Here is a 26,977-nt window from a genome sequence, read left to right as displayed (position 1 = left end):
GTAGTCCACACTTTGAACCCCAACTTTTGGAGAGCGTTCCATGTCTGACCGCTATATCGACTTCGCCAACTCATCCATCGGCCACCGTCTGGTCGGGGCTTTGGGCCTGCCGTCGCCGGTGCGGCTGGAACGCTGGCAGGCCGGACGCCTGCGGCCGGTGGACGGAGCGCTGCTGATCGGCGGCGGGCCGCTGGCCGAGCGGATCAACGCGTTCGCCAACCGCCTGACCGATGCGATCTACAGCTACGGCAGCGAACCGTCGCTGGCCACCGCGTGGATTCCCGGGCACGGGCCGAAACTCAAGGCCGTGGTGTTCGATGCCAGCGATCTGCAGCACACCGACCAGCTCAAACAGCTGCGCGAGTTCTTCCAGCCGTTGATGAAAAATCTCGACAGCAGCGCGCACCTGGTGATCCTCGGCCGCGCCCCGGAAACCTTGCGCGATCCGTTTGCGTCCAGCGCACAGCGGGCACTCGAAGGCTTTTCGCGCTCGCTGGCCAAAGAGCTGCGCAGCGGCGGCACGCTGCAACTGATCTACGTCGGCGAAGGTGCCGAAGATCAACTGGAAGGCCCGCTGCGGTTTTTCCTCTCGCCGAAAAGCGCCTTTGTCTCCGGGCAGGTGATTCGCCTCACCGCGTGCGCCACACCGGTCACCGACTGGACCCGGCCATTGGCCGGACGCAAGGCGCTGGTTACCGGCGCGGCACGCGGGATCGGCGCCTCGATTGCCGAGACCCTCGCCCGCGACGGAGCGGAAGTGATTCTGCTCGACGTACCACCGGCCAAGACCGATCTGGAAGCCCTCGCCGCGCGCCTCGGCGGCCGGGCGATCACCCTCGACATCTGCGCCGAAGATGCCGCCGCGCAACTGGTCGAACAGCTGCCGGAGGGCCTCGACATTCTGGTGCACAACGCCGGGATCACCCGCGACAAGACTCTGGCCAACATGACCCCGGAGTTCTGGGACGCGGTGCTGGCGGTCAACCTCAATGCCCCGCAAGTGCTGACCAAGGCCCTGCTCGACAGCGGCACCCTGCACGACAATGGGCGGGTGATTCTGCTGGCCTCGATCAGCGGCATCGCCGGCAATCGCGGACAGACCAACTACGCCGCAAGCAAGGCCGGGCTGATCGGCCTGGCGCAGGCCTGGGCGCCGATGCTGCACGAACGCGGCATCAGCATCAACGCCGTGGCCCCGGGCTTCATCGAAACCCAGATGACCGCGCACATCCCGTTCGGCCTGCGTGAAGCCGGACGGCGCATGAGTTCGCTGGGCCAGGGCGGTTTGCCGCAAGACGTCGCCGAAGCCGTCGCATGGCTGGCGCAACCGGGCACCGGTGCGTTCACCGGTCAGGCATTGCGGGTCTGTGGACAAAGTGTTCTGGGGGCATAGGCATGAGCATTGAATGGCACACCCTCGACCGTGAACCGAGCCTGCCCGCCCTGTACGCGCGGGCCGCGACACGGCGCAAGATCACCGGTACCCGACTGCCCGACAGCGGTTTGCGCTGCTGGGTCGATGTCGACGGCCAGAAACTGGCGGCGTATCGCAAGGTCTGCGGCTTTGCCGATGACGGCCTGCTGCCGCCGACTTATCCACACATCCTCGCGTTCGCCCTGCAGATGCAATTGCTCACGGCCAAGGAATTTCCGTTCCCGCTGCTGGGGCTGATTCATCTGAGCAACCGCATACGCGTATTGCGACCGATGGGCGGGATCAGTCGAGCGCAAGTCAGTGTTCGCGTGCACAACCTGCAGCCGCATGCCAAAGGTGCGACCTTCGACGTACTGACCACTCTGGACGATCAACTCGGACCACTGTGGGAGGCCGAAAGCCAGATGCTCTGTCGCGGGGTGAAACTCGATGGAGAACCTGTCGAGCAACACTGGGAGCCGTCCCAGGTGTTGACGCAAGTGGCGCAATGGAAAGCCCCAGCCGATATCGGTCGGCAATACGCCAAAGTCTCGGGCGACTACAACCCGATTCACCTGAGCGCCGCCAGTGCCAAGCTGTTCGGTTTCCCCACGGCGATTGCTCACGGTTTGTGGAACAAGGCCAGAACCCTCGCGGCACTGGCTGATCATCTACCCAAGGCCAACCTTGAAATCGCCGTGCACTTTCGCAAACCGGTGCGCTTGCCCAGTGAGGTTTCATTGCTGGCGAGTGCGCCGGGATCCAGCGGCGAGTTGCGCCTGATCGGCCACGGCGATCTGGAACACATGGTCGGGCAATGGCAACCGATTGCCTGATCCTCACCCCCGGGCAAGCCTGTAAATTGTGTATATATCACTTAAGTTTTTCCACGCTTGGCGCCGCACTCTGAAAAACCCCAGGCCTTGATTTTCAAGGCCTTTTTTTATGCATCTATATCCTGGGTATTAGTCCTTAGGCACGGCGCGGCGCCTTATATATAAAGGCGTTAATACCAACTTGAGAATGGTCGAAACCTGCGGCGCGATTGAGATTGACACCACGGACGAGGCATTACCGGCGACAGATCGGTGAGCCATCGAAAACGACGAATGTTGTTACAGGTGCAAGGAATCTCAATCATGAAAACTCAAGTGTGGTGCAAATCGGCAACAGCTCTGGCATTGATCCTCTCCCTTGGCCTCGCTGGCTGCAGCAGCGGCGGTGGCGGCCATCACAGCAGCTCCGGCAGCTCTTCGCCAGACAGCGCGACGTCGGGCACTGGCGGCACTAGTGGTACTGGCGGTAGCAGTGGCACTGGCAGCACCGGCGGCACCGGCGGCACCGGCGGCACCGATACCGCAGGCACAGGTGGTACCGGAGGCACCGGCGGTACTGGCGGTACTGGCGGTACGGGTACAACCAACCCGACCGATCCGACCAACCCAACCAATCCGACCGACCCTACGGGTCCAACCAACCCGACCACCACTCCGCTGGTGACCACCACCCTGGTGCAGGATGTCGGCAAAACCGTCGCAGACGTCGGTGATGGCGTCGGCCAGGTCGGCGATTCGCTGAGCACCGTACCGGTCGTCGGTGGCGTCGTGCAAAGCGCGGCCAACACCACTGGCAACGTGGTCAGCACCCTCGGCAATGGCGTGGCCAACGGCATTGGCAAACTGGGCACCGTCGACAACGGTCTGGGCGTCACCGCATCCTCGGTGGGCGGCGTGGTCAGCGATGTCGGCAACGGTGTATCGGACCTGAGCGGCAAGCTGGCGACCGCCACCGGCAGCGTTCCGGTTGTCGGCGGCGTGGTCACCAAAGTCGCCCCGGTACTCGACGGCGTCGGTGAAAAAGTCACCATGCTCGGCGACACCCTGAGCCTGGCCACCACCACCGGCCCACTCGGTTCAGTGACCAAAAGTGTCGGCAACGGTCTGGTGCCCGTGATTGCGATGGTTGAAAGCACCACCGACAAAGTCGGCGCTGCGACCGGCCTCGGCGCTCCGCTCAATGGCGTACTCGGCCAGGTCGGTGGCGCCGTCAAAGGCGTGGGCGGTCAGGTAACCGGTGCTGGCGGCGGCAACGCCTTGACCAACACCGTTGGCGGCGCGTTGACCAACGTCGGCACCGCGGTTGGCAAAGCCGGCGGGCTGGTGGATAACGGCACCAGCACCGGTGGTGGATTGGGCGGCGGTCTCGGCGGCGGCCTGGGCGGTACCGGCTTGCTGCAAACGGTTGGCGGCGCCGTGGTCAACGTCGGCTCCGGGCTGAACGCTGGCAGCACCAACGGCGTGGTCAGTGCCGGCGGCGTCACGGCTGGCGGACTGGGCAATACCGTCGCCTCGCTCAACACCGTACTCGGCGGCTCGGGTACTCCGATCACCGCCACTACCTCGCCACTGGCCAGCGTCGGCGCCACCGTCGGTGCCGGGCTTAATCCGGTCACCAGTGCAGTCACCAGCGTCACCCAACAAGTTGGCGCAGCGACAGGCCTGGGCGCACCGGTCGCCGGTCTCACCGGCCAGGTCGGCGGCGCAGTCAGCACCGTTGGCGCCACCATCGCGTCCACCAACAACCCGGTCACTACCGCCGTCGGCGGTGTGGTCAGCAACGTCGGCGCAACCGTTGGTGCAGTCGGCGGCCTGCTCAACGGCGGCACCGCCACCGGTGGCACCGCAACCGGTGGCCTGGGTGGTGTACTCGGTGGCCTGACCGGCGCTCTTGGAGGCAACAAACGCTAAATTGCACCTGGCCGATTCGACGGCCTCACCTACAGCGCCTACGCTTGGTTGAGGGCGGAAGATTCCCACGAGTCTTCCGCTTTTTTCTTAGGAAAAATTTAACTCAGCGCTGTGATCTGACCATGGAGTGTCCTATGCGCGTAATGGCATCCCTGCTGTTCCTCAGTATCAGTTCCGCCGCCCTCGCCGACACCCTGCCCAGCTTTCTCAACAGCAACGAAACCACCCGCAACCTGCCCGTGCCGAACCTGCCGGCAGATGCCTATCGCCCCGCGGCCACGCCTCTGCAAGTCCCCGACCCCGGCGCGGCCACGGCGCAGCCGCTGTTGATGGACACCAAAGTCAATCTGAAAACCGTGCAGATCGAGGGCGGCACGATCTACCCGCTCAACGAACTGGCCGAAGTCTACAAACCTCTCATCGGCCACCAGACCAGCCTTGCCGAGCTGATCGAAGCCACCCGCGACATCACTCGACGCTACCAGAAGGACGGCTATCTGCTGTCCTACGCTTTCCTGCCGCAACAACGTTTCGACGACGGCGTAGCCCGAGTGGTGCTGGTCGAGGGTTATGTGCGCGACGTGCAGGTGCAAGGCGATGTCGGCCGAGTCAAAGGCCTGCTCGACGAGCTGGCGGCAAAAATCCAGGCCGAACGCCCGCTGACTCGCAAAACCTTCGAACGCTACACCACCCTGATGACCCGCATTCCCGGGGTGACCATCCAGGCGCAAGTGCCGCCGCCCGGCACCACCGACGGCGCAACAACACTGGTGGCCCAGGCCAGTCGCAAACCGTTCACCAGCACCATGAGCACCACTGAAGACAACCGCAATGGCACCCAGGCTTTGCTGGGGGTCAGCAGTAATTCGCAGACCGCCATGGGCGAACAGTTGACCCTCAGCGGGCTGTTTCCGCCGGGGGACGATCATGAGCATTACTACCGTGTGGACTACAACCAGTTCCTCAACAGCGAAGGCACGCAACTGAGCCTGTTCGCCTCACGCTATCGCGCGGATCCGGGCACCAATGTGCTGACCAGCGATGGCTTTGAACTCAAGCCGCACAAGGAAGATGACCGCTACTCGATCGGCGTCAGCCACCCGTTCATTGCCGCCTCCAACGAGCTGCTTAACGCGGGAGCGCGGCTCTATGCAGTGGATGACAAAAACCGCTACAACGTGGTCGGCTACCCGATCAGCATCGAAGAGCGCACCAACGTGCGCGCCCTCGCATTCGAAGGCGACTGGCGCAAGACCGATGCCCGGCAGCTGCGGATTCTCAGTGGTGGCGTGTATCAAGGCCTCGACAGCATGGGCGCGCATTCCAACAACCCGGCGCTGGACCTGAACTTCCTGCGCCTGCGTCTCTCCGGCGTACAGAGCGACAAGTTTTTCGACAACTGGCAGGGCGTACTGTCGGCCGCGCTGTACTGGAGTGATGACACCCTGCCCGACAGTGAACGTGCGGTGTTCGGCGGGCAGAATTTCGGCCGTGGCTACCCGGACGATCAGGCGTCGGGCGACAAGGGCTGGGGCGCGGCTTATGAGGTCAACTACAGCTTCAATCGCGACGGCAACTGGGTGCGCATCCTGCAACCCTACGTGGTGCTGGACCGTTCGAAAACCTGGTTCAACAAGCTGGCGGTGCAGAGCAATGACCTGTCATCGGCAGCCGTAGGCCTGCGTTTTGGCGATGCCAAGTACTACAACATTGCGTTGGAGGCCGCCAAGCCGATGTCGGATGAAGCGCTGGATACGTTCAATCGGCGGGCGCGTTACAGCATCAGTTTCAGCTATCAGTTGTAGGCCTTCAGCCAGTCCGCTATCGCCGGCTTGTCGGCGATAGAGGACTGGTTTGAGCCACGCCATCGGCCTAGTTCTTGGTCTCGATCTTGCCACCCGCATCCGGGTCGTAGAAATCCGGAATCTCGTATTTGTACTTTTTCAACCAGCGCTGCATCGCCTGTTCGCGCTCCGCCGCCGTGGCGGTTTGCGGCTTGGTCGAGGCGGCCTGGTTGCGGCTTTGCAGCACCAGCCAGCCTTCGGTTTCCTGTTGCTGCGCCGAGGCCGGGCCGGCGTCGATCGCCTGGGCCGCAATCGGCAGGCTGAGCAGGGTCAGGCAGCACACACGGTACAAGGTGTTCATGGCAATCTCCCTGGATGTCACTTGAGCGTCGACGGTTGCGGGTCCGCCACCACCGCCACCTGATTGCCGGCGGGTGGCGTAGCCTTGGTCGGTACCTTGAGTTTTTCCGCGCGGGCCTGGGCGTCGGCGAACTGCTCCGGCGTCAGGTGCGCGCGGCTGACGATTTCGGCGGCTTGCTGCCAGTTGTTCTGATACAGCAGCAAACTCACCAGATTCAGCGTGGCCAGTTGATCGTTCTGCTTGAGCTCAATAGCGGTAAGGAATTCGAAGCGTGCGTCCTCAAGACGCAACTGGTTGAGGTAGACCACGCCCAGGTCATTGCGGATTTTTTCATTGGTCGGCGCCAGACGTACCGCGCGCTGCAAGTGCGCCTGGGCCTGGCCGTTGTCGCCACGGGCGGCGTAGATCTGGCCCAGGCCATGTTCGGCGTCCGCCGTCAGGCAGGTGCCGAGCAATCCGCGATACAGCGGCTCGGCTTCACTGCGCCCGAGCAAGCGGTAAACCCTGGCCTTGCGCAGGCGTACCTCGACCAGTTTATCGGGCAGGCTCTGCAGGTTGGCCAGGCTGGCGTGCAGCTTGCCGTCGTTGGCCAGATCGTCCGCCAGGTTCAACGCCAGTTCCTGTTCGGAATCGAGCTTGCTGCAACTGGTCGGTGCGAGCATCGCCGACCACGGCGCCTGACCGTCGGTGGCGCAACCACCGAGCAACAACAGACTTGCCAAGACAATCAGTGCTTTCATCAAACGCTCTCCATGAGCCAACGTCAGTTTGCAAATGCCCGGGTAATCGCGGTGAACCCCGGGCCGGCCAGTACGATCAGCAAGGCAGGAAACAGAAACAGCATCATCACCACCGACATCTTCGCCGACATCTTCGAGATGTATTCCTGCAGTCGGGTCAGGCGGCGGTCGTCGAGCAATTGCTTGAGCGCGAGCAGCGATTTCATCGCTCCGCCGCCCTGCTGAATCAATTGCTGCAGGATCACGCAGGTGTCGGTGAACTCATCGACCGCGAGCATCACCGAGGCTTTGTTCAGTTCCAGCCCCAACTCCAGGCCCGAGTCGACCCGGGCCAGAATCAGGCGCAGTTCGCGAGTCAGTTCCGGCAGCAGTTTTTGCCCCTCGGTGCTGAGCACACGCAAGGCTTGTTCGACCGCCATGCCCGACTCGAAGAGGATGCGCAGCAGCGGGATGAACGTGGATATTTCCACGGCGATGGTTTTCTGCCGGCGCCCGGCGGCGTAAGCCAGCAAGCGCTTTGGCAACAGGTAACCGGCACCGGTGGCGAGCATCGGGACGATCCAGCGGTTGGCGGCGTGCGGAAAAAACACTTCCTGCAAAAAGATCGCCAGCCCCAACGCCAGCAGCGGCGTGCCGATCTGGCAGGCGGCGAACAGCGAGCGCTCACTGGCGCGGCGCCAGCCGAGGCGACTGAGCAGGGTCTGGGTTTCGCTGTCGATGCTCACTGAGCGCTGGCCGAACCTGCTGTTGCCCAGAGCACGCAGCCAGTTACCAAAACGGTTCTCGCGCACCAGATGCCCCTGCAACCGCTGGTTGACCTGGCGCACCCGGCGCCGCTCCGTCAGCAGGTGATTGACCACCAGCAACAGCGCGCCGAGCAGCAGCATCAGAGCGGCGAGATAGACCATTTCAAATACTCCGCAACATGCGCCACAGCGCCAGGCAACCGGTCACTTGCAACACCACGGCGATGATCAACATGGTCCGACCACCGGAGTCGTGCCACATGCCGAGCATGTAGCCGGGGTTGGTCAGCATGAAGTAACTCACCAGAATCACCGGCAGCGAACCCAGCACCCACGCGGTCATGCGTGTTTCGCCAGTCAGTGCGCGCAGTTGCCGGGCGCCCTGGTCACGCTCGCGAATCAGCTTGATCAGGTTCTCCAGCAGTTCGCTGGCGTTGCCGCCGTAGCGATGGTTGACCTTGAGGCCGAGGGCGAACATGCGCAATTCGTCCTGTTCGTAGAGTTCGGCGAAATCGCTGACCGCATCCGGCAGATTGACCCCCAGTTGCACGTTGCGCTGCACCCGGCCCATGGCTTTTTTCAGCGGATCCTCGCTCGATTCGATGCCGCCCATGACCGCGTCGCTCAAGGTGCGGCCGGACTTGAGACTGCGTACGGTGTAGTCGAGCAGTTGCGGCAACTGCTCGATCATGCGTTTGATCCGCCGGTGGTACAGCCAGGAAATGTACAGGCGCAGGATCAGCGGCGGCGCCAGCAGCATCGCCAGCAAACCGATCCAGTCTGCCAATAGATAACCGAGGGCAATCGCCACGCCCCACAGGGTCATCCACAGCCCGAAACGTTCGGTGGGACGGCCAAGCCCCGCGCGCAAAAACATCCGTTCAAGCCCGACCCAGGCCGGTTTCTGTGCGACCAGTTGCGGCTGCCCCGCCGCGAGGCGATTGAGCACCCGTTCGTTGTTGGTCTTGTGGATGCCGTGCACGAACAGCCAGATCGACAGCCCGAGCAGGATCAGGCACAGGAGGATGAGAATGGCCGGTCCGATCATGATGCAAGTCCCATGCGGTCAGCCCAGGTGGGTCTCGTGGCGCAACTTGTCGCCCGCCGGATTGACCGCTTCGCGCAGGAAGCCGAAACCGGTACGCCGATCAAGGCGAAACAAGGTGTTGGTGACGTAGACGTCTTCGCGGATGCCGACCACTTCCACCACCTCGCTGACACAGCGGCGGCCGTCGGGCATGCGGGTCAGCTGAATGATCACGTCGAGCGCCGCGCAGATCATCTGGCGCAAGGTGCGCTCGGCGATCGAGCGACCGGTCAGCCCCACCAGCGTCTCCAGCCGCAACAACGCATCCTGGGCATTGTTGGCGTGCACGGTGCTCATCGAGCCGTCGTGACCGGTGTTCATCGCGGTCAGCACATCGACCACTTCAACGCCTCGGATCTCGCCGAGAATGATTCGGTCGGGGCGCATGCGCAGGGCGTTGCGGATCAGGTCGCTGGCCTTGACTTCACCGTGGCCCTCGGCGTTCGGCGGGCGGGTTTCCAGGCGCACGACGTGCGGGTGGCCGAGCTGCAATTCGGCGACATCTTCGATGGTCACCAGACGTTCGTGGGGGTTGATCAATTGGCTGAGGATGTTCAGCAACGTGGTCTTGCCGGTGCCGGTACCGCCGCTGATCAGCACGTTGCAACGCTTGCCCACCGCCTCCTGGAGGAACTCGAAAATCGCCAGATCGATGGTCTGCATCGCCATCAGGTCACTGCTCTTGAGCATGTCCTTGCGGAACTTTCGAATCGACAGGCAGGGGCCGTCGAGGGCGATTGGCGGGATGATCGCGTTGACCCGGCTGCCGTCCGGCAGGCGCGCATCGACCATCGGTGAAGACTCGTCGAGGCGCCGTCCGAGTGGTGCGAGAATCCGTTGCATGACCCGCTCGACGTGATGCGCGTCGATAAAACGCAGGTCACTTTGATGCAGCACGCCATCGCGTTCGATGAATACCCGGTGCGGGCCGTTGACCAGAATCTCGGTCACTGACTGATCGCGCAGCAGCACTTCCAGCGGACCGAAACCGGTAAGTTCGTCGACGATTTCCTCGGCCAGGCGCTCCATCTCGTAGCGGGAAATCGCCAGGTGCAGGCGGGCGATGTATTCGGCGACCTTGTCGGTGACAAACTGCGCCAGCAACTGGCGCGAGCCCTCCAGCAGGTTTTTCCCCGACTCTTCGATGGCGTCGATGATGTAGCGGTGCAGGACCAGTTTCAGGCCTTCGTGATCGGTATTGCCGACCGCGCCGTGGTGTACCGCGCCGAACAGTTTTTCCGCGCTCATGAGGTGCCTCGCAAGCGGTCGAACCAGGTGACCTTGGGTTTGGCCAGGCCTTCCGAGCGCTTGGCCAGACGTTCGCCGAGAGCCCGCAGGCTTTGCGTGAGTTTTTCCCGCGGGGCCAGTTCGAACAGGCTGACGCCCTGGTTCTTGGCGTTCAGGCGCACTTCGGCATTGGCGGCCAATACCGCGATCACTTCGAGGTTGAAGGTTTTGCCCAGGGTTTCAGCATCCGGGGCCACGCTGCCCAGATAGCCGTCCACCAGCAAACGCGCGTGGTCGAGCTTCATGCCCTTCTCGCGCCACAAGTTAAGTACAGCGAGGTTGCGGCGACAGTTGAGCACGTTCTGATCGGTGTACCAGATCAGCTTGTCGCAGTGGCTGACAAACGTGCGCAAGGCTTCACTGTCGGACTGCCCGGTGAGGTTCACGACGATGTGCTGGAAGTGTTGGCGCAAGGCGCTGAGCAACATGTACAACTCGGCGGCACTGGTGCTTTCCAGCGGCTCGTCGCTGCCGGCATACGCCAGAATCCGCAGACCCGCTTCAGCGCTGGTGAAGGCACTGTCGATCAGCGTCGCGTCGAGCCTGCGCAAGTGACGCAAGGCATCGCCGAAGTGGAACGAACTCTCGAGCCCGAGCAGCGCCAGGCTGTCACCGCGCGGCAGGCCCAGATCCAGCAGCAAGGTCTGCTGTCCGCTCTTTTGCACCACCTGCGCCATATGGTTGGCCAGCAGCGCGCCATCCGAATAGCTCTGCGTGCCGTACAACACCGTAAGGCCGCCAAGCTGCGTGTTGGCCGCCACCGGTGGCAGGCGCTTGTTCAAGCGCCGCACCAGCCCGGCGACTTCACTGGCGCGCGAACCGTAGGCGACGAAATCCCGGGCGCCGGCACGCATGGCATTGAGCACCAGTTGGTTGTCCATGCCATCGCCGAGCGCAACGATGGCGAGCATCGGTTTGGCTTCCAGCGCACCTTCGATCAACGCACTCTGCGCGACCACATGCTCGCGATCGAGGCCGACGAACACCAGGCTGGCGAAGGTGACGTCGACCAGCGCCAGCAATTCGTCCAGGCTCCCGGCCCCGGCGCTCACCACCTGGCCCAGCGGCGCGAGTGCGCCTTGCAGCCACTCCAGATCGGTGTTGTTACGGGTGATCGCCAGAAAGGTCTGGCTCAGGTTCTGGTTCATTGGGACAGCCCACTGCGTTTGTCGAAGTTGCCGTTTTCGAGGAAGAACATGCGGTAGAAATTCGGGTCGTAGTTGCGCAGTTTTTCCCCCGGCAACGACGGCAGTTGCGCGTCCGCCGCCAGTGGCTGCACCAGGTGCGGGGTGACGATCATCAGCAGTTCACGCTCTTCGCGCTTGATCTGCGAGCCTTTGAAGAAGGCGCCGAGCACCGGGATATCGCCCAGCCCCGGAAACTTGTTCACCTGCGAGGTGTTGGTGGTGCTGATCAGGCCGCTGATCACGAAGCTTTCGCCGTCGGCCAGCGAAACGCTGGTGTCGGTGCGGCGAATGGTCAGGGCCGGCACGGTAGTGCCGGCGATTTGCACGGCGTTACTCAGATCCAGTTCGCTGACTTCCGGTGCGACTTTCAGCGCGATGCGGTCGTGGCTGATGACAGTCGGCGTCAGGGTCAGGCGGATACCGAACTCCTTGTATTCGATCGACACGTTGTCGCTGCCGGCGCTAGGCACCGGAATCGGGATTTCACCACCGGCCAGAAAGCTTGCGCTCTGCCCGCTCAGCGCCACCAGGCTGGGGCGCGCAAGGGTGTAGGCGAAACCGCTGGTTTCCAGGGCGTTGATGATCGCCATGGTCTTGCCACCGATCCACGAAAAGTTGAACAAGCCGTTATCCACCGGCAGTCTCGGCGTCGGCACGCCGTCGATGGGTGGCAACGTACCGGGCGAACCAAACAGGAAATTGCCCCGGGTGCCGATCAGCGAAGCGGTGGCTTCCTTGAGTTTGGTGCGGCTGACTTCGACGAAACGAATGTCGGTCTGCACTTGCGAGGGCAGTGTCGGATCGTCGGAAGGCATTCTGCTGGCGCTGGTCAGTGCGGCGGTGGCACTGCCCTTGACGAACACCATGCTCTGGCGCGGCTCGCTGGAACACGACGTCCAGACCATCAGGCTGGTGGCGCCGGGAGCCACCCCGGTGAGTAGAAACGAGGCGCTGCCGGTGTCGTGCACGTCGGCGATTTTCGGGTCGCCGATGGCCACGCGGGTGATCGCCACCGGCGACTGGATGTCCTGCTGGAAGCCTTCGCCGATCTCGATCACCGGCGGCATACGGCCGAGTGCCGAGCAATTGCCGGTGGCCGCGATGGCGGCGTTGATCGACAGTCCCATCAGTATCAAGGCCCGGACTAAAGGTGTTAATAGCGGCCTGAATCGACTCTGCATGCACGTGGATCCTTGCTCAGTCATGGGGCTTGTTGGGAAAGCTGATTGCCGCGGATCACTTCCATCGGCCGCGCACCGCCATGGCCGCCAGCGGCCGGCGCTTTCGGCGCGGCACCGAGGGCCAGTTGGGTGAACTGGAAGAGCTGGCTGTTGGCGTTATCCACGTGCGCCGGTGACTGGGTTTCACCGGCCCAGTACTTGGCCAGACGCTGTTCTTCGCTGCTGCGCACGGCCAGGCGCAACGTGCCGACCTGAGTGGCGAGCATCATCCGGCTGAGCAATTGTTCGGGCACCGCCAGCACCACGGTGCGCGCAGCAATCCGGCGTTGATCCTGTTTGAGTTTTTCGTCGGCGCTCAAGGCTGGGTTGGCGGGCTGCCCATCGTTGGTCAGGCCGTATTGCTCACCAACACCGAGCACGCGCATCGCCGGTACGACGATCTGCGCCGACTGCTGCAGATTGCTCGCGTCCTGACGCAGGTAGAGCAGCACATCAACGTAGTCGCCGGGGATCAGTTGCCCGGCGGCGCCAATCACTTCGTCCACGGCCACGGTCAACGCGCGCTCATCACTGTGAATCATCCGTGCCAGTGAGCCACCGGCCTGAAAGCTTTCATCGTTGAGCCAGGTGCCAGCGCTCAGGTGCCGCCACGGCGTGCGACCCACCGCTTGGTCGACGCTGGAAAGGCTGCCGGCTGGCGCACTGCGCAGTTTCTCCACTGCCACATCGGCAGCCGTGAGCGGCGTGAACGGCGGGACATCGTGCAACAACACGACCACTGGCTGGCGGGTCTGATCTTCGGCGGCGGCCACGGTTTTTTCCATAGCGACTGCCGGGGCGGCAGGCACCTGGGCAACGGGAGTCGGTTGCCGACTGAGGACCAGGCCCCAGTAACCGACGACGATTGCTCCCAACAGCAGCACTGCTGCAAGACCCATGGTGACGCGACTGTTCATGACGGCTCTCCCTTTCCTGCTGCACCGACAGCCTGTACTTCCTGTCGAGAGAATTTTTCGCGATCAGGCAGCTATGAACATGCAACGATTTCGCTATTTCCAAGCTAGCTGATCCGAGACAAAACGCCATTACTGACAGGAAAATAACCCACTAAAGTATGAGCCTTGGCCAATTAACTGCAGGGTTTGGCTCGACTAACGTTCTGGTTAATCCTTTGTGATTAATCCGTTCTTACAGTTGTTGAGCGGGGGTTTGTTGACAATGCTCTGATAGCACGGTGAAAGCATGCCGCTGTAGCGTTGGATCGGCGCCAGAGGCGCAAAGGAGTGGACGTATGTTTCGGATGATCATCGACTATCTACTGGCCAGGGCCAGGCTGCTGTGCAGAAGTGAAGAAGGCGCGTCTGCCATCGAATACGCAATTGTGGTGGCAATGGTGGCTGTCGTGGTTGTGGTGTTTGTGACGCCCATCGGCGACAAGGTGCTGGCCATTTTCAACCTGGTGCTGACCAAGCTCGGTGGCACGGCACAGAGCAGAGTCGCGCCTTAATCAAAATCCTTTCCCTTCTTCCAGTGCCTTGGCCCCCTGCTGAAAACAGCAACGCTCCGGCACTGGCAATCATCGGATTTCACAGGTCCGATCTCCCGCTGTCATGAGGAGAATTTCAATGATCGTTGAATACCTGATATTGCGCCTGAGGTCCTTTCTGGCCAGCACGGAAGCCGCTTCAGCCATCGAGTACGCGATTGTCGTGGCTATGGTGGCGGTCGTGGTGGTGGTGTTCATCACACCGCTGGGCGCGAAAATCTTTGCGATTTTCAACAACGTCCTGGTATCCCTCGGCGGCACTGCACAAACCGCTCCGGTGCAAACCCCCTGATGTGAGTCGCGTCCGGCGAATGTCGCGCTACACTCGATTGCACTTTCAGCTTTTCAGGGACTGCCCATGACTGCTTCCTCACTCCCCCGCCAACAGTTGCTTCTGGTTGACGATGAAGAGGATGCGTTGCTTGAGTTGGCCGAGCTACTGGAGGGCGAGGGCTTTGTCTGCCACACCGCGACGTCGGTGAAACTCGCCCTGCATCACCTCACTCGCTATCCGGACATCGCCCTGGTGATCACCGATCTGCGCATGCCGGAGGAGTCCGGCATGTCGCTGATCAAGCGTCTGCGCGAGCACACCTCACGCCAGCATCTGCCGGTGATCGTGACCTCCGGACATGCCGACATGGAAGACGTCAGCGACATGCTGCGTCTGCAGGTGCTGGACCTGTTTCGCAAGCCGATCTACCACGTGCGCCTGCTGGAAACCCTGGACAATCTGTTCCCCAAACCGAAGACGCAGGCCGGGTAATTCACTCAGGGTGTTTTTGGAAGAATTGACTGCCTGCCCGCGAAGGGCAGGCAATCGTGATCAGTGTGCTGTCACACGCTGACGGGCGGCCGAAGCACTGGGTGATAGCGCCAATGCCAACTGGGTGCGGTTGTGCATATGGGTCAGGCGCAACACCTGCGAGACATACAATTTCACGGTGTTTTCGGTGATGCCCAACTCGCAGGCGATCTGATAGTTGGTCTGCCCTTTGCCCACCAGCCGCGCCACGTCCAGTTGCCGTGGTGACAGCTGATTGAAGATCGCCGGAATCTCCTGCTCGGCTTCGGCACTGTCGCCGCCGAGCATGTCTTTGACCACCGCCGCCGGATTGCGCCGGACCTTGTCCAGGTCCTGGTAGAGATCGTCGATGGATTCCGAGAGAAACTGCAGCTTCTGGTTCAGGTGTCCCAACTGCACATTCTTGTGCCGCTCTTGCAGGGCCGCTTCCTGACGCTTCACGCCTTCGAGCAGTTCATCCAGCTGGATCGGCTTCTGATAGTAATCGGCAATCCCGGCGCGCAGCGCCTTGATCACGTCCTGTTTGTCGGCGCGCCCGGTGAGCATGATCGCTTCGAACACCCGGTGTTTGCCGCTGATGCGTTGCAGCTCCTGCACCAGTTGAATACCGTCCATGTCCGGCATGTGCAGATCGCTCAGCACCAGGCCGATTTCCACGTCTTCGCTGAACCGTTCGATCGCCTGCGTGCTGGATTCACACGGCACACAGCGGTAACCGCTGCTTTCGAGAAACTCGCACAACTCTTCGACAATCAACGGTTGATCATCGACCACGAGCACTTTTACCGCCGACGTAAGCTTGTTCACGAACCACTCCATTGCTCGGGCCAAAGCTGACTTTTTCTGCACTTTGGCAATGTAACCACTTCATTTGAAAGTAGACGCACTTTCCGACTATGTACATAGAACTAGTGGCACCTGGCGACTAATGGATCCAATGAATCGAAGCCAGTACCCCCAGCAGCACGAACGGTGCAAATGGCAGCTTCTTTGACGCTCCCGGCTCCATATATCGAAGATGTTCTCTAAGTCGTTGACTCATATGAAGCCAGACTCTTGGCGCGATCAGTAGCCAGAGCAGACTGGCGATACCCGCGCCGATAAACGCACAAAGAATGAATAAACCGTTCGTCGCAAGGCCCATGGCTGTCATTAATTTCACATCGCCTGCGCCCATCCGGCCCATGAAATACCCCGGCAAGGTCAACACCAGAGCAATCACGCCCGCCCAAAGTCCCTGCTGCGCATCGGCACCGAGCCACGTCGTCCCGGTGACCAGCAGGTAGATCAGCGCCAGCGCTCCTGCACCGAACGTCAGCACATTAGAGATGCGCCGTTGCCGGGCATCCTGGGCGGCGCACATGGCCAGCCAGATCAGGAGAACTAAACTCTGCATCCGGTTAAATCCATCCGATTTTGCTGAATGATTCTATGCTGATACTACGCAGTGAACGTCAGGGTAGACGCAGTCATGAAAACCGGCTTCGCAAAATCACAGGCAGGCGCAGTGGCGATCGAATTCGCCTTGGTATTCGTGATTTTTTTCGCCGTGTTCTACGCGCTGGTCAGCTACAGCCTGCCGTTTGTATTGATGCAGACTTTCAACGAGGCGACGTCCGAAGCGGTGCGCCGCAGCGTCGCAGTCGACCCCAACACTCCCGGTTACGCCTCCGTGGTGGTGAGCACTGCCAATACCGCGCTGACCCAGCAGTTGCAGTGGGTGCCATCAGCGCTGAACCTGGTGGTCGGCGTCGACACCTCGGCGGTGTATGACGCCACTCAAGGTACGCTGACGGTCAGGGTCGATTACCCCACCAGCAAGCTCAATCAGGTCATTCCGTTTCTGGTGCTGCCGGGCGTGGGTGCAGTGCCGAGTCTGCCCGCCACCCTCTCCGCCGCGTCGAGCCTGAAATTTTGACCGCCGGCGACAATCTGTTCGGACGCCTGCTCAAGCGCGCGCCACCGCCGGCCAACGAACTGCCCGATCATCTCGGCGCACCGCCGCTGGGCCTGCACCTGCAACTGGACCACGACGGCGGCGTATTGCAGATGGCCGGGCCGTTGCGTCATCTGTTGGCGCAACAGCCGCCTCACGACTCGCCGCTGCCGTTGTCGGCTTATTTACTCGCGCACAGTACGTTGGCGATTGAAGGCCGCCCGCAAGACTGGCAGGGGCAAATGCTCGACCTGGATTTCCCCGGTCTCAGCGATCAGACCCTGCACCTGCGCGGTTGGGTGCAGCCTTCGGCCGAGGGCTGGATGCTGCAACTGATGGACATCGGCGACCTGCTGCTGGAGCGCCAGCAGTCGCGCCACCGCGAAGCCTGCCAGGCACTTGCCGGGCAGATCAGCGAACACCTGCGCGTCTGCAGCCTGACGCGTTTGCCGCTGGTGCTCAGCGAGCAACTGCAGGCCATCGCCCAGCGCTGGCATATCCCGTGTCTGGCTCTCGCCCTGCTCGACGAACAGGAGCAGGGCTGGCGGATCTACGAGCAATATCGCGCCCACGATGCGCCGCTGCTGTGGCAGGACGGCCAGCGTCTGGGCACGCCGCTCGACAGCCTCAACGGCAGCGCGCCGCAACGCCTTGGCGCCCATCATGGTTGGTACGAACACGCGCGGGTGGAGGCCACGTTCGGCAACGCCGACGGGTTCGCCGTGCCCTACAGCGATGATCGTGGGGTGGTCGCGTGGCTGCTCTGCGGCTTCTATGCCGTGGACATTGCCGCCCCGCACCTGAACGACCGCGACTGGATGGCCCTGACCAGCGCCCTCGCCGGCCCGTTGCTCAGCCGCCTGCGAGAACAGCAGCATCATCAATACAGCGAACGCCTCGAATCGCTGCAGACCCTGCTCGGCACCGGTTGGTGGGAGATGCTCGGCAACGAGATGTTGCTGTCCCCGTCGCTGCTCGACGTGTTGCCTGCGGACAGTGCGCGCATGCCCGTGCAAGACTGGCTGGCACTGATTCATCCGGCCGATCGCGAAGAACTGCGCAGCCGCCTGCACGCCCTGCAACTGCATGGCGAAGCGCTGACCCTTAACGTTCGTCTGCACCATTCCAGCCCCGCACAGACACCGCTGTGGTACCGCGTGCAGGGCCAGGTCGCCGGCAGCGGTGAACAGCGGCGGCTGGTGGGGTTCATGCTAAACATCAGCGACATGCGCAACCAGCAGCAGCGCGCCGAAGCCGCCCATGCGCGGCTGGATAATCTGATCGCCAGTTCGCCGGCAGTGATTTATGTGCAGCGCTACGTCGAGGGTGCGCTGCTTCCTGACTTTTTCAGCGCCAGCCTGCAGCCGCTGCTGGGCTGGACGCCGGCCGAGGGCTGCGCCGCCGACTGGGTGCCACTGATTCACCCCGAGGACCGCGAACTGTATTTCGCTCGCACCCGCCAGCTGTTGCGCGAAGGCTCGGTGCGCGCGCGTTATCGCTTGCGCGACGCGCACGGTGAGTACCACTGGCTGCTCGACGAAGCCAGGCTGCTGCGCAACGACCTTGGCCTGCCGGTCGAAGCCGTCGGTCTTTGGCTGGACGTCACCGAAGCGACCCTCGCCACCGAACAGGTCAGACACAGTGAAGAGCGTTACCGGATTCTGGTGGAAGACTCGCCGGCGATGATCTGCCGTTACCGCCCGGACCTGACCCTGACCTTCGGCAACCGGCCGCTGGCGACTTATCTGGAATGCACCCCGGAGCAATTGCCGGGGGTCGATCTGGGCAGCTGGATGTCCGACGAACAACGCGCCGCCTTCCTCCAGCGTCTGACACTGCTGACCCCGGAGCTGCCGGTGAGCACCGCCGAAATCAGCCTGCAATTACCTGGGCGCGAGCATGCGTGGTGGGTGTGGTCCGACCGCGGGGTGTTCGATGAACACGGACGCTTGATTGAAGTGCAGGCCGTGGGCCGCGACAACACCGAGGTACGGCGCTCGCAGCAGCAACTCACGCAAAGCGCGAAAATGGCCACCCTCGGCGAAATGGCCACCGGTCTGGCTCATGAAATCAACCAGCCGCTGAACGTGATGCGCATGGCCATCGTCAACGTGCTCAAGCGTCTGGGCAACGGCGATGTGCAGATCGATTACCTCACCGACAAGCTCAACCGCATCGATGCCCAGGTGCAGCGCGCGGCAAAAGTGGTCGATCACATGCGCGTGTTTGGCCGCCGCTCGGAGATCGAACAGCAACTGTTCAACCCGGCCTCGGCTATCGAAGGCACGCTGTCGTTGCTCGCCGAAGGCATGCGCGGCAAAGGTGTCGATCTGCGCATTAGCGAAACCGCGTTCAGCGTGCAGGTACGCGGTTATGTCGATCAACTGGAACAGGTGCTGATCAATTTGATGGTCAACGCCCGCGATGCGCTGCTCGGCAAACGCGAGAAAGACTCGTCGTTCAAACCCTGGATTTCGATTTATGCCGAGCGCGACGAGCACAAGGTACGGCTGTGGGTCGAGGACAACGGCGGCGGCATCGATCCGCGCTTGCTGGAACGGATTTTCGAACCGTTCTTCACCACTAAACCGGTGGGCGTCGGCACCGGGCTGGGGCTGTCGGTGAGCTACGGCATCATCGAAAACATGGGCGGGCATTTGAGCGTGCGCAACTCGCTGGAAGGCGCACGTTTCTGCATCGAGTTGCCGATTGCCCCGGACGCCTAGATCACCAGATAGGCCTTGCCGGTCTGGCCACAGGTCATGTTGGCGCCGACGTCGACGTCCATCAGGTTGATGCCCAGGCTTTTAAGCAGATTGTTGAGCAATGGATCGAGCAACGGGCTGACCAGGTTGGTCACCACAGGCAGCAGATGATTGGTGACGTCACTGATCAATGAGGCGACGCCAGTCACGATTGCGCCCAGTGGATTACTGCCTTGCGGTCTGTATACGATCAAATTGATCCCCGCCAACGTGTTGCTCAGGCTGCCGACGATATTGGAGGTCGGCGCAGCTGATTGCACGCTTGGCGGCAGTTTCAGGTTGGCGGGTGTCGCGAATGGCGTACCGCTGGAAAACAGCAAGTCCTGCGAGTTTTGCGCGACGGGGGTATCCAGCATGATTGCGATGCCGCCGGCACCGTATTGAATATGCGAATTGGGGTCGCAACTGCCGAGCCCGGCGACCCTGTAACACGTCGCGATGCCCAGGTCGATCAGCGGCAATGGCGTGACCGTCGGCTCGGCTGAGGATGAGAACGCATTAGTGGGATCGATCTTGCCGAGTTTGAGGTCGGCAATAGAGGTAACGGTATGTGCGGTCAGGCTCTTGGTACCGGTGGATCCGGTCGGGCAGCTGTAATCGGTAACATAACTTTTGGCACCACCGGCATCCAGGCTGATATCGATTCTCGGCGACGGCAAAAGCAGTGGATCCAGTTGCTGGCAGCCAAGACATACCACCGAGTTCAGCACTGCCACCAGATTCAGACCGAGCACCGCATTGAGTGTCGAGGTCAGCCCACCCACCAGCCCCAGCACCGCATTGGTCAGCCCGGCCACCCCGCTCAATACCGGCAGATCCACCGAAAGCATCGTGCGAATCTGTGCCGTGCGCACATAAATCCGGTCCGCCCCCAACGGATTGGCCTTGGCCCGCGCCGGGTCGCCAATCGCCGAGAACTGCGGTGGCTCGATCACCTTGACCCGCACCGTGACATTCGCCAGCCCCAGCACGCTGATCGGCAAGGTCGCGGCCACCGCGCTTTTGCTGTTGGCCAGTTGCACCACGCCCTGAATCAGTTGCAGCAACTGCAGGTTGGCATCCAGCCCGGCCGCCGTGGTACCGGTCTGCAACTGCAGGATGTCACCGAGTTTGACCGGCGCAGCATTGATCGCCGCAACCTGCAACTGACCCAGCGCAGTGATCACCGTAGCGGTCGCACCATTGAGCTGGACCACCGTGGCCGCCGCCTGAATCAGCTGGGTGACCGTGGCCTGAGTGTTGAGCAGTTGCGTGTAGTTGCCGGCGGCGACGTTGAGGTTGATCGCCAGTTGATTGAGGTAGCTGAGCAGGTTGATGTCGGTATTGAGCAGGCCATCCCAACCCAGTGCCGTGAGGTTGACGTTGCCGCCAAGCAGCCCGGAGAACAGCGGATTGAGAATATTCGACTGGGCAGTGTTGATGTTCGCCAGCGTACTGCGGATGTTCAGTTGCGCCACCGTTGGTATCGGTTGCGCGGCGACGGCCGAGGCGTTGAGCGTGGTGTTGAGGCTGACCGCCGAGCCGCTGAACAAGGCCTGCACGCCGCCGGCAAAACTGGTGATGACCGTGCGGCTGGCGACCACCTTGATCGCGCTCGACTGGGTTGCATCGACGGTAAACGCACGCAGGCCGCTAGCGGCGGTCTGCACGCTGCCGCAGGTCGTCGCGAGGGTGTTGTTGCTATCGACGATGTAGCCATTGCGCACCGCGCTTTGCCCGGCATACGTGGCCGCGCTCAGGCCGGACTGACAATTGCCGCCGCGACTGACCGCTTCCAGCGCCGCGCTGTCGACCACCCGCTGCAACTTGCGCTGCTCCATGTACAGCCGACCGGTGTCGACCACCAACAGCATCAACACCAGCGCCAGACTGAGGGTGGCAGCCGCCATCAACCCGATCGCCCCGCGTTGCCGGGCCGGACCGTTGAACTGCGTACGAGGCGACATGGCGCACTCCTTTGCCGGCGCGTTGCCGAGCGCTACCTCCGATGGTGGATTTGAGTGTAGACGGCGCTAGTGGCAACGCGCCATTTGATGCCGCACAAAACCCTGCAGACCTCGTTTGCTCGCGAATGCGCTGTGCCATTTAACATGGATGTGGCTGGCACGCCGTCTTCGCGAGCAAGCTCGCTCCCACAGGGGGATTTGTGGTGGGCAAAAAATGGGAGCCTCTTGGGCTCCCTTTTTTTACAGCGGACTAGCGTGGTGGATAGTTGGCCAATATCCGGCTGACGGTTTCGCGCACCGCATTGCTGCGATCTTCGGGATTGGGCGTGCTGCTGAGCATCTGCTCATCGCTGCCGCGCCACACCAGTTTGCCGTCCTTGCCATCAAGCAGGTCGATCTGGATCGTTGCCACCTTGTAGGTGATGTTGCGGGTTTCGTTGTACATCGGCGCGCCCCAGTAACCGTTCCACGGGCCACCCCAGCCGCCGCCGTAGTTGGTGGTCACTTGCTGCTGGCGATCCTCGACGATCAGATAGGTCTGCACGCTAAGGTCGCCCTTGGCCCCGGCGGCGGCGGGACGCAAACCACGCTGGTCAAGTTGATCGCTGACGGCCTGGCGGATGCGTTGCTCGGTCAGGTCGCTCTTGATCCGTGGATCATCCGGGCGGTATTGCAGCGCGGGTTCTTTCCAGCTCCAGCTGCGATAGGCGGCGAAGTCGCGGCTGGCGTCGAAATCATGGTTGACCTGGTTGGCAGCGCAGGCACTGAGCAGCGCGGCCATGGCCAGTAAAGCAAGACGACGGAACATGGTTGTTCTCCGGTTGAAGGCCTGAACCTGCGAAGCGTTCTCACATGAAGTCTAGCTCGGCGGATAGGCCGATAGGGCTTTTTCCAGAGCCTCGCGAATGGCGTCGGTGCGCACCAGTTGGCTACCCTGATTGGCGGTTTCGGCACTGGCGCTCCACACCGGTTGCCCGGTGCCGGCGTCGAACAGATTGACCTGCACCACCACGACCTGCTCCTGATAGGTACGAACAATCGGCACGGTGTTGTACATGCCGTAACCGCGACCATAACGATCATAGCCACCGTATCCGCCGTAGTAGCCGTAGTCGTCCTGCACCTGACGCAAACGGGTCTCCAGACGCAGATTGGCGCTGACCAGCAAATCGGCCGGACGATTGTCGTGCAACGGGCGCAGCCCACGCTGATCCAGCGCATTGCTCACCGCTTCGGCCACTTGCGCCGAATCGGCCCAGGCCGTGCCCGGCGGCAATTGGCCGTTGAACCAGGCCCAGCTGCGATAGCGCCCGTAATCGCGTGGCGGCGCCGGGTAGGCGCTGCGATCAAACGTATTGGCCGCTTGCGGCGGCGCCGGCGGCAACGGCCGCGACTGCGCGACGTAGGGGTTGCTGCCCTGGCAGGCGGCCAGTCCCAGGCAGATCAGCAATAAACCGGATTGAGCTTTCATGGGGTGCTCCGATCAGATCGGCCGGCAGATCCAGTGCAAGTAACGCCCAAGCCCGGCGAAGCTTGGGTGGCGACGGTGAGCGAGCTCCATCTCCAGCAAATCCGCCAGTTCGGCGCGGGCCTGAAATTCCACCGGCATGTAGTCGTGGAAAACCCGGATCCCGCTCTGGGTTTCGACCTGCCACAAGCCTGCGAGTTGCGTTGCCAATTCCCGCGGATCGAGCGGTTGCTGCGGGGTCAGGCTCTGCTTTTCACCGGCCATGCTGTTCTTGCGCATTTTCTTGAAATGGCCTTTGAGCAGGTTGCGATAGATCAGTGCATCACGGTTGTAGAACGCCAGCGACAGCCAGCCACCGGGTTTGGTCAACTGATGCAACACCGGCAGGATCGCATGGGGTTCGGCCAGCCACTCGAGCACGGCGTGGCAGATCACCAGATCGTACGGTTCAGTGAGCTGACCGAGCAGCTCCTGCCACGGCGCCTGAATGAACGTCGCGCTCTGCCCGGCTTCGGCGAAGCGCTGGCGGGCACCTTCGAGCATCGGTTCGGCCGGTTCGGTGAAGGTCACTTCATGGCCGCGTTCGGCCAGCCACAGCGACATGTGGCCCAGACCACCGCCAATGTCCAGAACGCGCAATGGCCGATCCGGCAGCGCTTCGGCTAGGTCGGCCTGCAGCACCGCAAGGCGAATCGCACCTTTGGCGCCGCCGTAGATTTTTTCGGCGAACCGGGTCGCCAACTGATCGAAATGCCGGTCGCTCATCAGCTGAACCGCCGTTCGCTGTCGGCGAGCTTGCTGCGCACCACTTCATTCATGTCCAGCCCCAACTCGCTGCACAGCAGCAACAGGTACAGGACGATGTCGCCGACTTCCTGCCCGGCATGCGCCAGTTTGTCCGCCGGCAACTGGCGCGACTGGTCTTCAGTCAGCCATTGGAAGATCTCCACCAGCTCGGACATTTCCACGCTGGCGGCCATGGCGAGGTTTTTCGGGCTGTGAAATTGCCGCCAGTCATTGCGGTCGCGAATGGCGTGCAGGCGTTCGGTCAGTTCAACAAGGTTCATCGGGTTCTCCTGAAGGCGTATAGCTTCGGGGGGTTGCGCGTTGAAGGCAAGGCCCATGTTGGAGCTGCCGCAGGCTGCGATCTTTTGATCTTGCCCTTGAAAATCAACAGCAAAAGATCGCAGCCTGCGGCAGCTCCTACAGATTTTCCGTTCGGCGCAGCATTGGGCCATACTCCTGACAGGGAACTCGGCCACCTGCGTTGTGGCCCAAGGCTCAGCTCTTTCATCAGGATGAACACATGCAGGTAGAAAGCTTTTTCGAATGGCTCGGCCAGGCACTCGGTTCGATCATCCGTTTCATCGTCGATGGGCTCAGCGGCCTGTTCAACATTCTCAGCAACGCTGGTGGCAACTTTGTCGATGGCCTGGCGAAGACGCTGGGCATGGACACCTCGATCATCAGCATCCTCGCGCTGATCGTCGGTTTGATGCTGTTGTGGTCGGCGATTCGCGCGTTCATGAATGCGTCGATCATTGCCGGGATCATCTGGCTGCTGTTGGGGTTGTGGTTGTTGAGCTGGATCATCCATTAGCCCCCCCTTGTGGGGGCGAGCCTGCTCGCGAAGGCGTCAGACCAGTCAAAACTGTTCTGAATGTCACACCGCTGTCGCGAGCAGGCTCGCTCCCACATCGGTTGCATCGCAGGCCGCATGAATCGCTACAATCCCCGCTCCCCAAAGGAGCCCGCATGTCCAACCTGATTGCCGACTGGCGCGACCGTCCGACTCACCGCAAGGTCTGGGCGCTCGCCGCGCCGATGATTCTTTCGAATATTTCCGTGCCGCTGGTGGCGCTGGTCGACAGCACCGTCATCGGTCACCTGCCCCACGCCCATCAATTGGGCGCGGTGGCGGTCGGCGCCAGCCTCTATACCTTTCTCGCCTGGGCCATGGGCTTTCTGCGCATGGGCACCACCGGGTTTGCCGCGCAGGCCGCCGGGCGCAGCGATGGCGCGGCGTTGCGGCAGATTCTGTTGCAGGGTTTGCTGCTGGCGCTGGGACTGGCGATCGTGCTCGGCACCCTCGGCGTGCCGTTGAGCGGCGTGGCCCTGCACTTCATGCAGCCCTCAGCCGAGCTCGATCAACTGACCCGCGAATTCTTCCACACCCGGTTATTCGGGCTGCCGGCAGCGTTGGCCAGTTACGCCCTGGTCGGCTGGTTTCTCGGCACCCAGAACGCCCGGGCGCCGCTGGCGATTCTGCTGAGCACCAACCTGATCAACATCGCTCTGAACCTGTGGTTCGTGATTGGCCTGGAATGGGGCGTGGTCGGCTCGGCCCGGGCCTCGGTGATCGCCGAGTGGAGCGGCGCCCTGCTCGGCCTGTGGCTGACCCGTGGCGCGTTGCGCGCCTATCCCGGGCACATCGTCTGGGGAGCGTTGAAGCTGTGGCGGAGCTGGCGCCCGTTGCTGGCGGTCAACCGCGATATTTTCATCCGCAGCCTGGCGCTGCAATCGGTGTTTTTCCTGATCACCGTGCAAGGTGCGCGATTGGGCGATGCCACGGTGGCAGCCAACGCCCTGCTGCTCAACGGCTTGCTGTTGACCGCGCATGCACTGGACGGTCTGGCACATGCGGTTGAAGCGTTGTGCGGACACGCCATCGGCGCCCGCGACCGGCTCGCGCTGCGCCGTTCGCTGGTGGTGGCCGGCGGCTGGTCGTTGCTGGCCAGCCTCGGTTTTGCCGCGCTGTTTCTGTTAGGCGGGCATTTGTTTATTGAGATGCAGACCGACATCCAGAGCGTGCGCGACACCGCGTTCATCTATCTGCCGTATCTGGCGGTACTGCCGCTGATTGCGGTGTGGAGCTACTTGCTCGATGGCCTGTTCATCGGCGCCACCCGCGCCCGGGAGATGCGCAACGGCATGCTGCTGACCGTCGCCCTGCTGCTGCCGTTCGCCTGGGCATTGCAAGGGCTGGGCAATCATGGGCTGTGGATAACGTTCCTGCTGTTCATGATCTTGCGCAGCCTGACCCTCGGCGCACTGGCCCTGTGGCTGCGGCGCGACGACGGCTGGTTCAGCGGTGCCGCTCACTGAGCCGGTGTGTGTTTGACGAACCCGACGACCTGATCGAGCACCGGCGCCAGCCGTCGAAGTGGCCGCGACAGACTCGCCACCAGCGTCACATGATTGGGGCGCGAGTAGTACAGATCCTGCACCGGCACACCGGCCTCGCGCAGTTTGCGCGCCAGGCCTGCGGTGTTGCGCGTCGGGTTGACCAGATTGTCCCTGGTCGCGGCGATCAGCAGCGCCGGAGGCTCGCCTTGCCTGACATGGTTGATCGGCTGCGATTGCGGTGGTGAGTCGGGCCAGAAGAACACCGGACGCACCTGCGGATTCTCGATCGGCAGAAAATCATACGGCCCGGCCAGGCCGATCCAGCCGCTGAGGTCTTTTGGCGACATGCCCACCGCACCCAGCAGGCCAGGATCCAGCGCCAGCATCGCCGCGTTGTAAGCGCCGGAACTGTGGCCCATCAGGTACAACCGTTGCGGGTTGCCGGAGTATTCGCGGATATGCGCCCGGGTCCAGGCCACCGCCCGCGCCGAGTCTTCAAGAAACAACGGATAGCGCACTTGCGGGTACAGCCGATAATCCGCCAGCACCGCGATAATCCCCCGCGACGCCAGCGCCTCGCCGACAAACGCGTAATCGCCGCGATCACCGCTGTTCCAGCTGCCGCCGTAGAAGAACACCACCACCGGCGCGCCCTCCAGCGAATGGCGTGGCACGTAGACGTCGAGCTTCTGTCGCGGATCATCGCCATAGGTTATTCCGACGGTTCTGTGGAACGTGTCGGCGGGGGTCAGTGCATTGAGCACCTTGACCGGGGAGCACCCGGTCAGCACCAGCATCAGGAACCCGCCAAGCATCGCGCCGAACCGTTGCCACAGAGGGTTTGCCATGGA

General features: G+C 62.3%; 27 protein-coding genes. 11 read left to right on the top strand and 16 right to left on the bottom strand.

Annotation, left to right across the window (positions count from 1 at the left end; all coding sequences use genetic code 11):
* The first annotated feature begins 40 nt into the window (after positions 1 to 40).
* The 4 genes from ABV589_RS18470 to ABV589_RS18455 all read left to right on the top strand — a co-directional run bounded on the left by ABV589_RS18470 (position 41) and on the right by ABV589_RS18455 (position 5,966).
* Positions 41 to 1,393 (top strand): 3-oxoacyl-ACP reductase, encoded by a 1,353-nt coding sequence (locus ABV589_RS18470; protein WP_367082941.1) that lies wholly within the window; start codon positions 41 to 43, stop codon positions 1,391 to 1,393.
* A gap of 2 nt (positions 1,394 to 1,395) precedes the next feature.
* The gene (locus ABV589_RS18465) at positions 1,396 to 2,250 is read left to right on the top strand and encodes a MaoC/PaaZ C-terminal domain-containing protein (RefSeq protein WP_367082939.1); all 855 of its coding nucleotides are present in this window, start codon (positions 1,396 to 1,398) and stop codon (positions 2,248 to 2,250) included.
* 303 nt (positions 2,251 to 2,553) lie between these two features.
* Entirely contained in the window at positions 2,554 to 4,161 is a 1,608-nt protein-coding gene (locus tag ABV589_RS18460) for a collagen-like triple helix repeat-containing protein (protein ID WP_367082937.1), read from the top strand.
* Between the two features lie 134 nt (positions 4,162 to 4,295).
* Positions 4,296 to 5,966: a POTRA domain-containing protein gene (locus ABV589_RS18455; RefSeq protein ID WP_367082935.1), complete on the top strand. Its 1,671-nt coding sequence runs from the start codon at positions 4,296 to 4,298 to the stop codon at positions 5,964 to 5,966.
* A gap of 67 nt (positions 5,967 to 6,033) precedes the next feature.
* Here ABV589_RS18455 and ABV589_RS18450 read toward each other — a convergent pair whose 3' ends face one another.
* Genes ABV589_RS18450 through cpaB form a run of 8 tightly spaced genes read right to left on the bottom strand, consistent with a single transcriptional unit; the run spans position 6,034 to position 13,490 of the window.
* Positions 6,034 to 6,306 (bottom strand): DUF3613 domain-containing protein, encoded by a 273-nt coding sequence (locus tag ABV589_RS18450; RefSeq protein WP_367082933.1) that lies wholly within the window; start codon positions 6,304 to 6,306, stop codon positions 6,034 to 6,036.
* Positions 6,307 to 6,323: 17 nt separating this feature from the next.
* Entirely contained in the window at positions 6,324 to 7,046 is a 723-nt protein-coding gene (locus tag ABV589_RS18445; protein WP_367082932.1) for a tetratricopeptide repeat protein, read from the bottom strand.
* Positions 7,047 to 7,069: 23 nt separating this feature from the next.
* Positions 7,070 to 7,954: a type II secretion system F family protein gene (locus ABV589_RS18440; RefSeq protein WP_367082930.1), complete on the bottom strand. Its 885-nt coding sequence runs from the start codon at positions 7,952 to 7,954 to the stop codon at positions 7,070 to 7,072.
* A gap of 1 nt (position 7,955) precedes the next feature.
* Entirely contained in the window at positions 7,956 to 8,840 is an 885-nt protein-coding gene (locus tag ABV589_RS18435) for a type II secretion system F family protein (protein ID WP_007962998.1), read from the bottom strand.
* 18 nt (positions 8,841 to 8,858) lie between these two features.
* Positions 8,859 to 10,127, bottom strand: coding sequence for a CpaF family protein (locus ABV589_RS18430; protein ID WP_007963006.1), 1,269 nt, complete (start codon positions 10,125 to 10,127; stop codon positions 8,859 to 8,861).
* Positions 10,124 to 11,314 carry a pilus assembly protein gene (locus ABV589_RS18425; protein WP_367082929.1) on the bottom strand — a complete coding sequence of 397 codons (1,191 nt, stop codon included), beginning with the start codon at positions 11,312 to 11,314 and terminating at the stop codon, positions 10,124 to 10,126. Before ABV589_RS18425 ends, ABV589_RS18430 begins: the two co-directional genes overlap by 4 nt.
* Positions 11,311 to 12,534: a type II and III secretion system protein family protein gene (locus ABV589_RS18420; protein WP_367082928.1), complete on the bottom strand. Its 1,224-nt coding sequence runs from the start codon at positions 12,532 to 12,534 to the stop codon at positions 11,311 to 11,313. Before ABV589_RS18420 ends, ABV589_RS18425 begins: the two co-directional genes overlap by 4 nt.
* Positions 12,535 to 12,554: 20 nt before the next feature.
* Complete coding sequence (cpaB, locus tag ABV589_RS18415; protein ID WP_367082926.1) at positions 12,555 to 13,490, bottom strand: Flp pilus assembly protein CpaB; 936 nt, start codon at positions 13,488 to 13,490, stop codon at positions 12,555 to 12,557.
* A 344-nt stretch (positions 13,491 to 13,834) separates the two neighbouring features.
* Here cpaB and ABV589_RS18410 point away from each other — a divergent pair, with 344 nt between their 5' ends.
* The 3 genes from ABV589_RS18410 (at position 13,835) to ABV589_RS18400 (ending at position 14,846) form a co-directional block, all read left to right on the top strand.
* Positions 13,835 to 14,041 carry a Flp family type IVb pilin gene (locus ABV589_RS18410; protein ID WP_045121964.1) on the top strand — a complete coding sequence of 69 codons (207 nt, stop codon included), beginning with the start codon at positions 13,835 to 13,837 and terminating at the stop codon, positions 14,039 to 14,041.
* Positions 14,042 to 14,159: 118 nt separating this feature from the next.
* Complete coding sequence (locus ABV589_RS18405; RefSeq protein WP_367082924.1) at positions 14,160 to 14,372, top strand: Flp family type IVb pilin; 213 nt, start codon at positions 14,160 to 14,162, stop codon at positions 14,370 to 14,372.
* Between the two features lie 66 nt (positions 14,373 to 14,438).
* Positions 14,439 to 14,846 carry a response regulator gene (locus tag ABV589_RS18400; RefSeq protein ID WP_007963012.1) on the top strand — a complete coding sequence of 136 codons (408 nt, stop codon included), beginning with the start codon at positions 14,439 to 14,441 and terminating at the stop codon, positions 14,844 to 14,846.
* A 60-nt stretch (positions 14,847 to 14,906) separates the two neighbouring features.
* Here the strand turns inward: ABV589_RS18400 and ABV589_RS18395 are convergent, their stop codons facing one another.
* Together ABV589_RS18395 and ABV589_RS18390 are read right to left on the bottom strand one after the other, a co-directional pair.
* Complete coding sequence (locus ABV589_RS18395; protein ID WP_007963013.1) at positions 14,907 to 15,692, bottom strand: response regulator transcription factor; 786 nt, start codon at positions 15,690 to 15,692, stop codon at positions 14,907 to 14,909.
* Between the two features lie 118 nt (positions 15,693 to 15,810).
* On the bottom strand, positions 15,811 to 16,281 hold the full coding sequence (locus tag ABV589_RS18390; protein ID WP_367082922.1) for a prepilin peptidase: 471 nt from the start codon (positions 16,279 to 16,281) through the stop codon (positions 15,811 to 15,813).
* Between the two features lie 75 nt (positions 16,282 to 16,356).
* Here ABV589_RS18390 and ABV589_RS18385 point away from each other — a divergent pair, with 75 nt between their 5' ends.
* A complete protein-coding gene (locus ABV589_RS18385; protein WP_007963015.1) occupies positions 16,357 to 16,803 on the top strand; it encodes a TadE/TadG family type IV pilus assembly protein in 447 nt (148 codons plus the stop codon).
* Complete coding sequence (locus ABV589_RS18380) at positions 16,800 to 19,547, top strand: PAS domain-containing protein (RefSeq protein WP_367082920.1); 2,748 nt, start codon at positions 16,800 to 16,802, stop codon at positions 19,545 to 19,547. Before ABV589_RS18385 ends, ABV589_RS18380 begins: the two co-directional genes overlap by 4 nt.
* On the opposite strand, the gene ABV589_RS18375 is transcribed toward ABV589_RS18380, so the two are convergent.
* The 5 genes from ABV589_RS18375 to ABV589_RS18355 all read right to left on the bottom strand — a co-directional run bounded on the left by ABV589_RS18375 (position 19,544) and on the right by ABV589_RS18355 (position 24,067).
* A complete protein-coding gene (locus ABV589_RS18375; RefSeq protein WP_367082918.1) occupies positions 19,544 to 21,532 on the bottom strand; it encodes a pilus assembly protein TadG-related protein in 1,989 nt (662 codons plus the stop codon). The two genes, ABV589_RS18380 and ABV589_RS18375, sit on opposite strands and share 4 nt — an antisense overlap.
* Positions 21,533 to 21,782: 250 nt before the next feature.
* Positions 21,783 to 22,340: a DUF4136 domain-containing protein gene (locus ABV589_RS18370; RefSeq protein WP_367082916.1), complete on the bottom strand. Its 558-nt coding sequence runs from the start codon at positions 22,338 to 22,340 to the stop codon at positions 21,783 to 21,785.
* A gap of 51 nt (positions 22,341 to 22,391) precedes the next feature.
* Positions 22,392 to 23,003 carry a DUF4136 domain-containing protein gene (locus ABV589_RS18365; RefSeq protein WP_367082914.1) on the bottom strand — a complete coding sequence of 204 codons (612 nt, stop codon included), beginning with the start codon at positions 23,001 to 23,003 and terminating at the stop codon, positions 22,392 to 22,394.
* A gap of 12 nt (positions 23,004 to 23,015) precedes the next feature.
* The gene (locus ABV589_RS18360; RefSeq protein WP_367082912.1) at positions 23,016 to 23,765 is read right to left on the bottom strand and encodes a methyltransferase; all 750 of its coding nucleotides are present in this window, start codon (positions 23,763 to 23,765) and stop codon (positions 23,016 to 23,018) included.
* On the bottom strand, positions 23,765 to 24,067 hold the full coding sequence (locus tag ABV589_RS18355; protein ID WP_007951009.1) for a MazG-like family protein: 303 nt from the start codon (positions 24,065 to 24,067) through the stop codon (positions 23,765 to 23,767). Before ABV589_RS18355 ends, ABV589_RS18360 begins: the two co-directional genes overlap by 1 nt.
* Positions 24,068 to 24,306: 239 nt before the next feature.
* Here ABV589_RS18355 and ABV589_RS18350 point away from each other — a divergent pair, with 239 nt between their 5' ends.
* On the top strand, positions 24,307 to 24,600 hold the full coding sequence (locus ABV589_RS18350) for a hypothetical protein (RefSeq protein WP_007963021.1): 294 nt from the start codon (positions 24,307 to 24,309) through the stop codon (positions 24,598 to 24,600).
* Between the two features lie 155 nt (positions 24,601 to 24,755).
* Complete coding sequence (locus ABV589_RS18345; RefSeq protein WP_367082909.1) at positions 24,756 to 26,105, top strand: MATE family efflux transporter; 1,350 nt, start codon at positions 24,756 to 24,758, stop codon at positions 26,103 to 26,105.
* On the opposite strand, the gene ABV589_RS18340 is transcribed toward ABV589_RS18345, so the two are convergent.
* The gene (locus ABV589_RS18340) at positions 26,099 to 26,974 is read right to left on the bottom strand and encodes an alpha/beta hydrolase (protein WP_367082907.1); all 876 of its coding nucleotides are present in this window, start codon (positions 26,972 to 26,974) and stop codon (positions 26,099 to 26,101) included. The two genes, ABV589_RS18345 and ABV589_RS18340, sit on opposite strands and share 7 nt — an antisense overlap.
* Positions 26,975 to 26,977 lie beyond the last annotated feature (3 nt).

Origin of the sequence: Pseudomonas sp. HOU2 (genome assembly GCF_040729435.1) — a bacterium.
Lineage (GTDB): Bacteria > Pseudomonadota > Gammaproteobacteria > Pseudomonadales > Pseudomonadaceae > Aquipseudomonas.
This window is presented reverse-complemented; position numbering and strand designations above follow the sequence as displayed.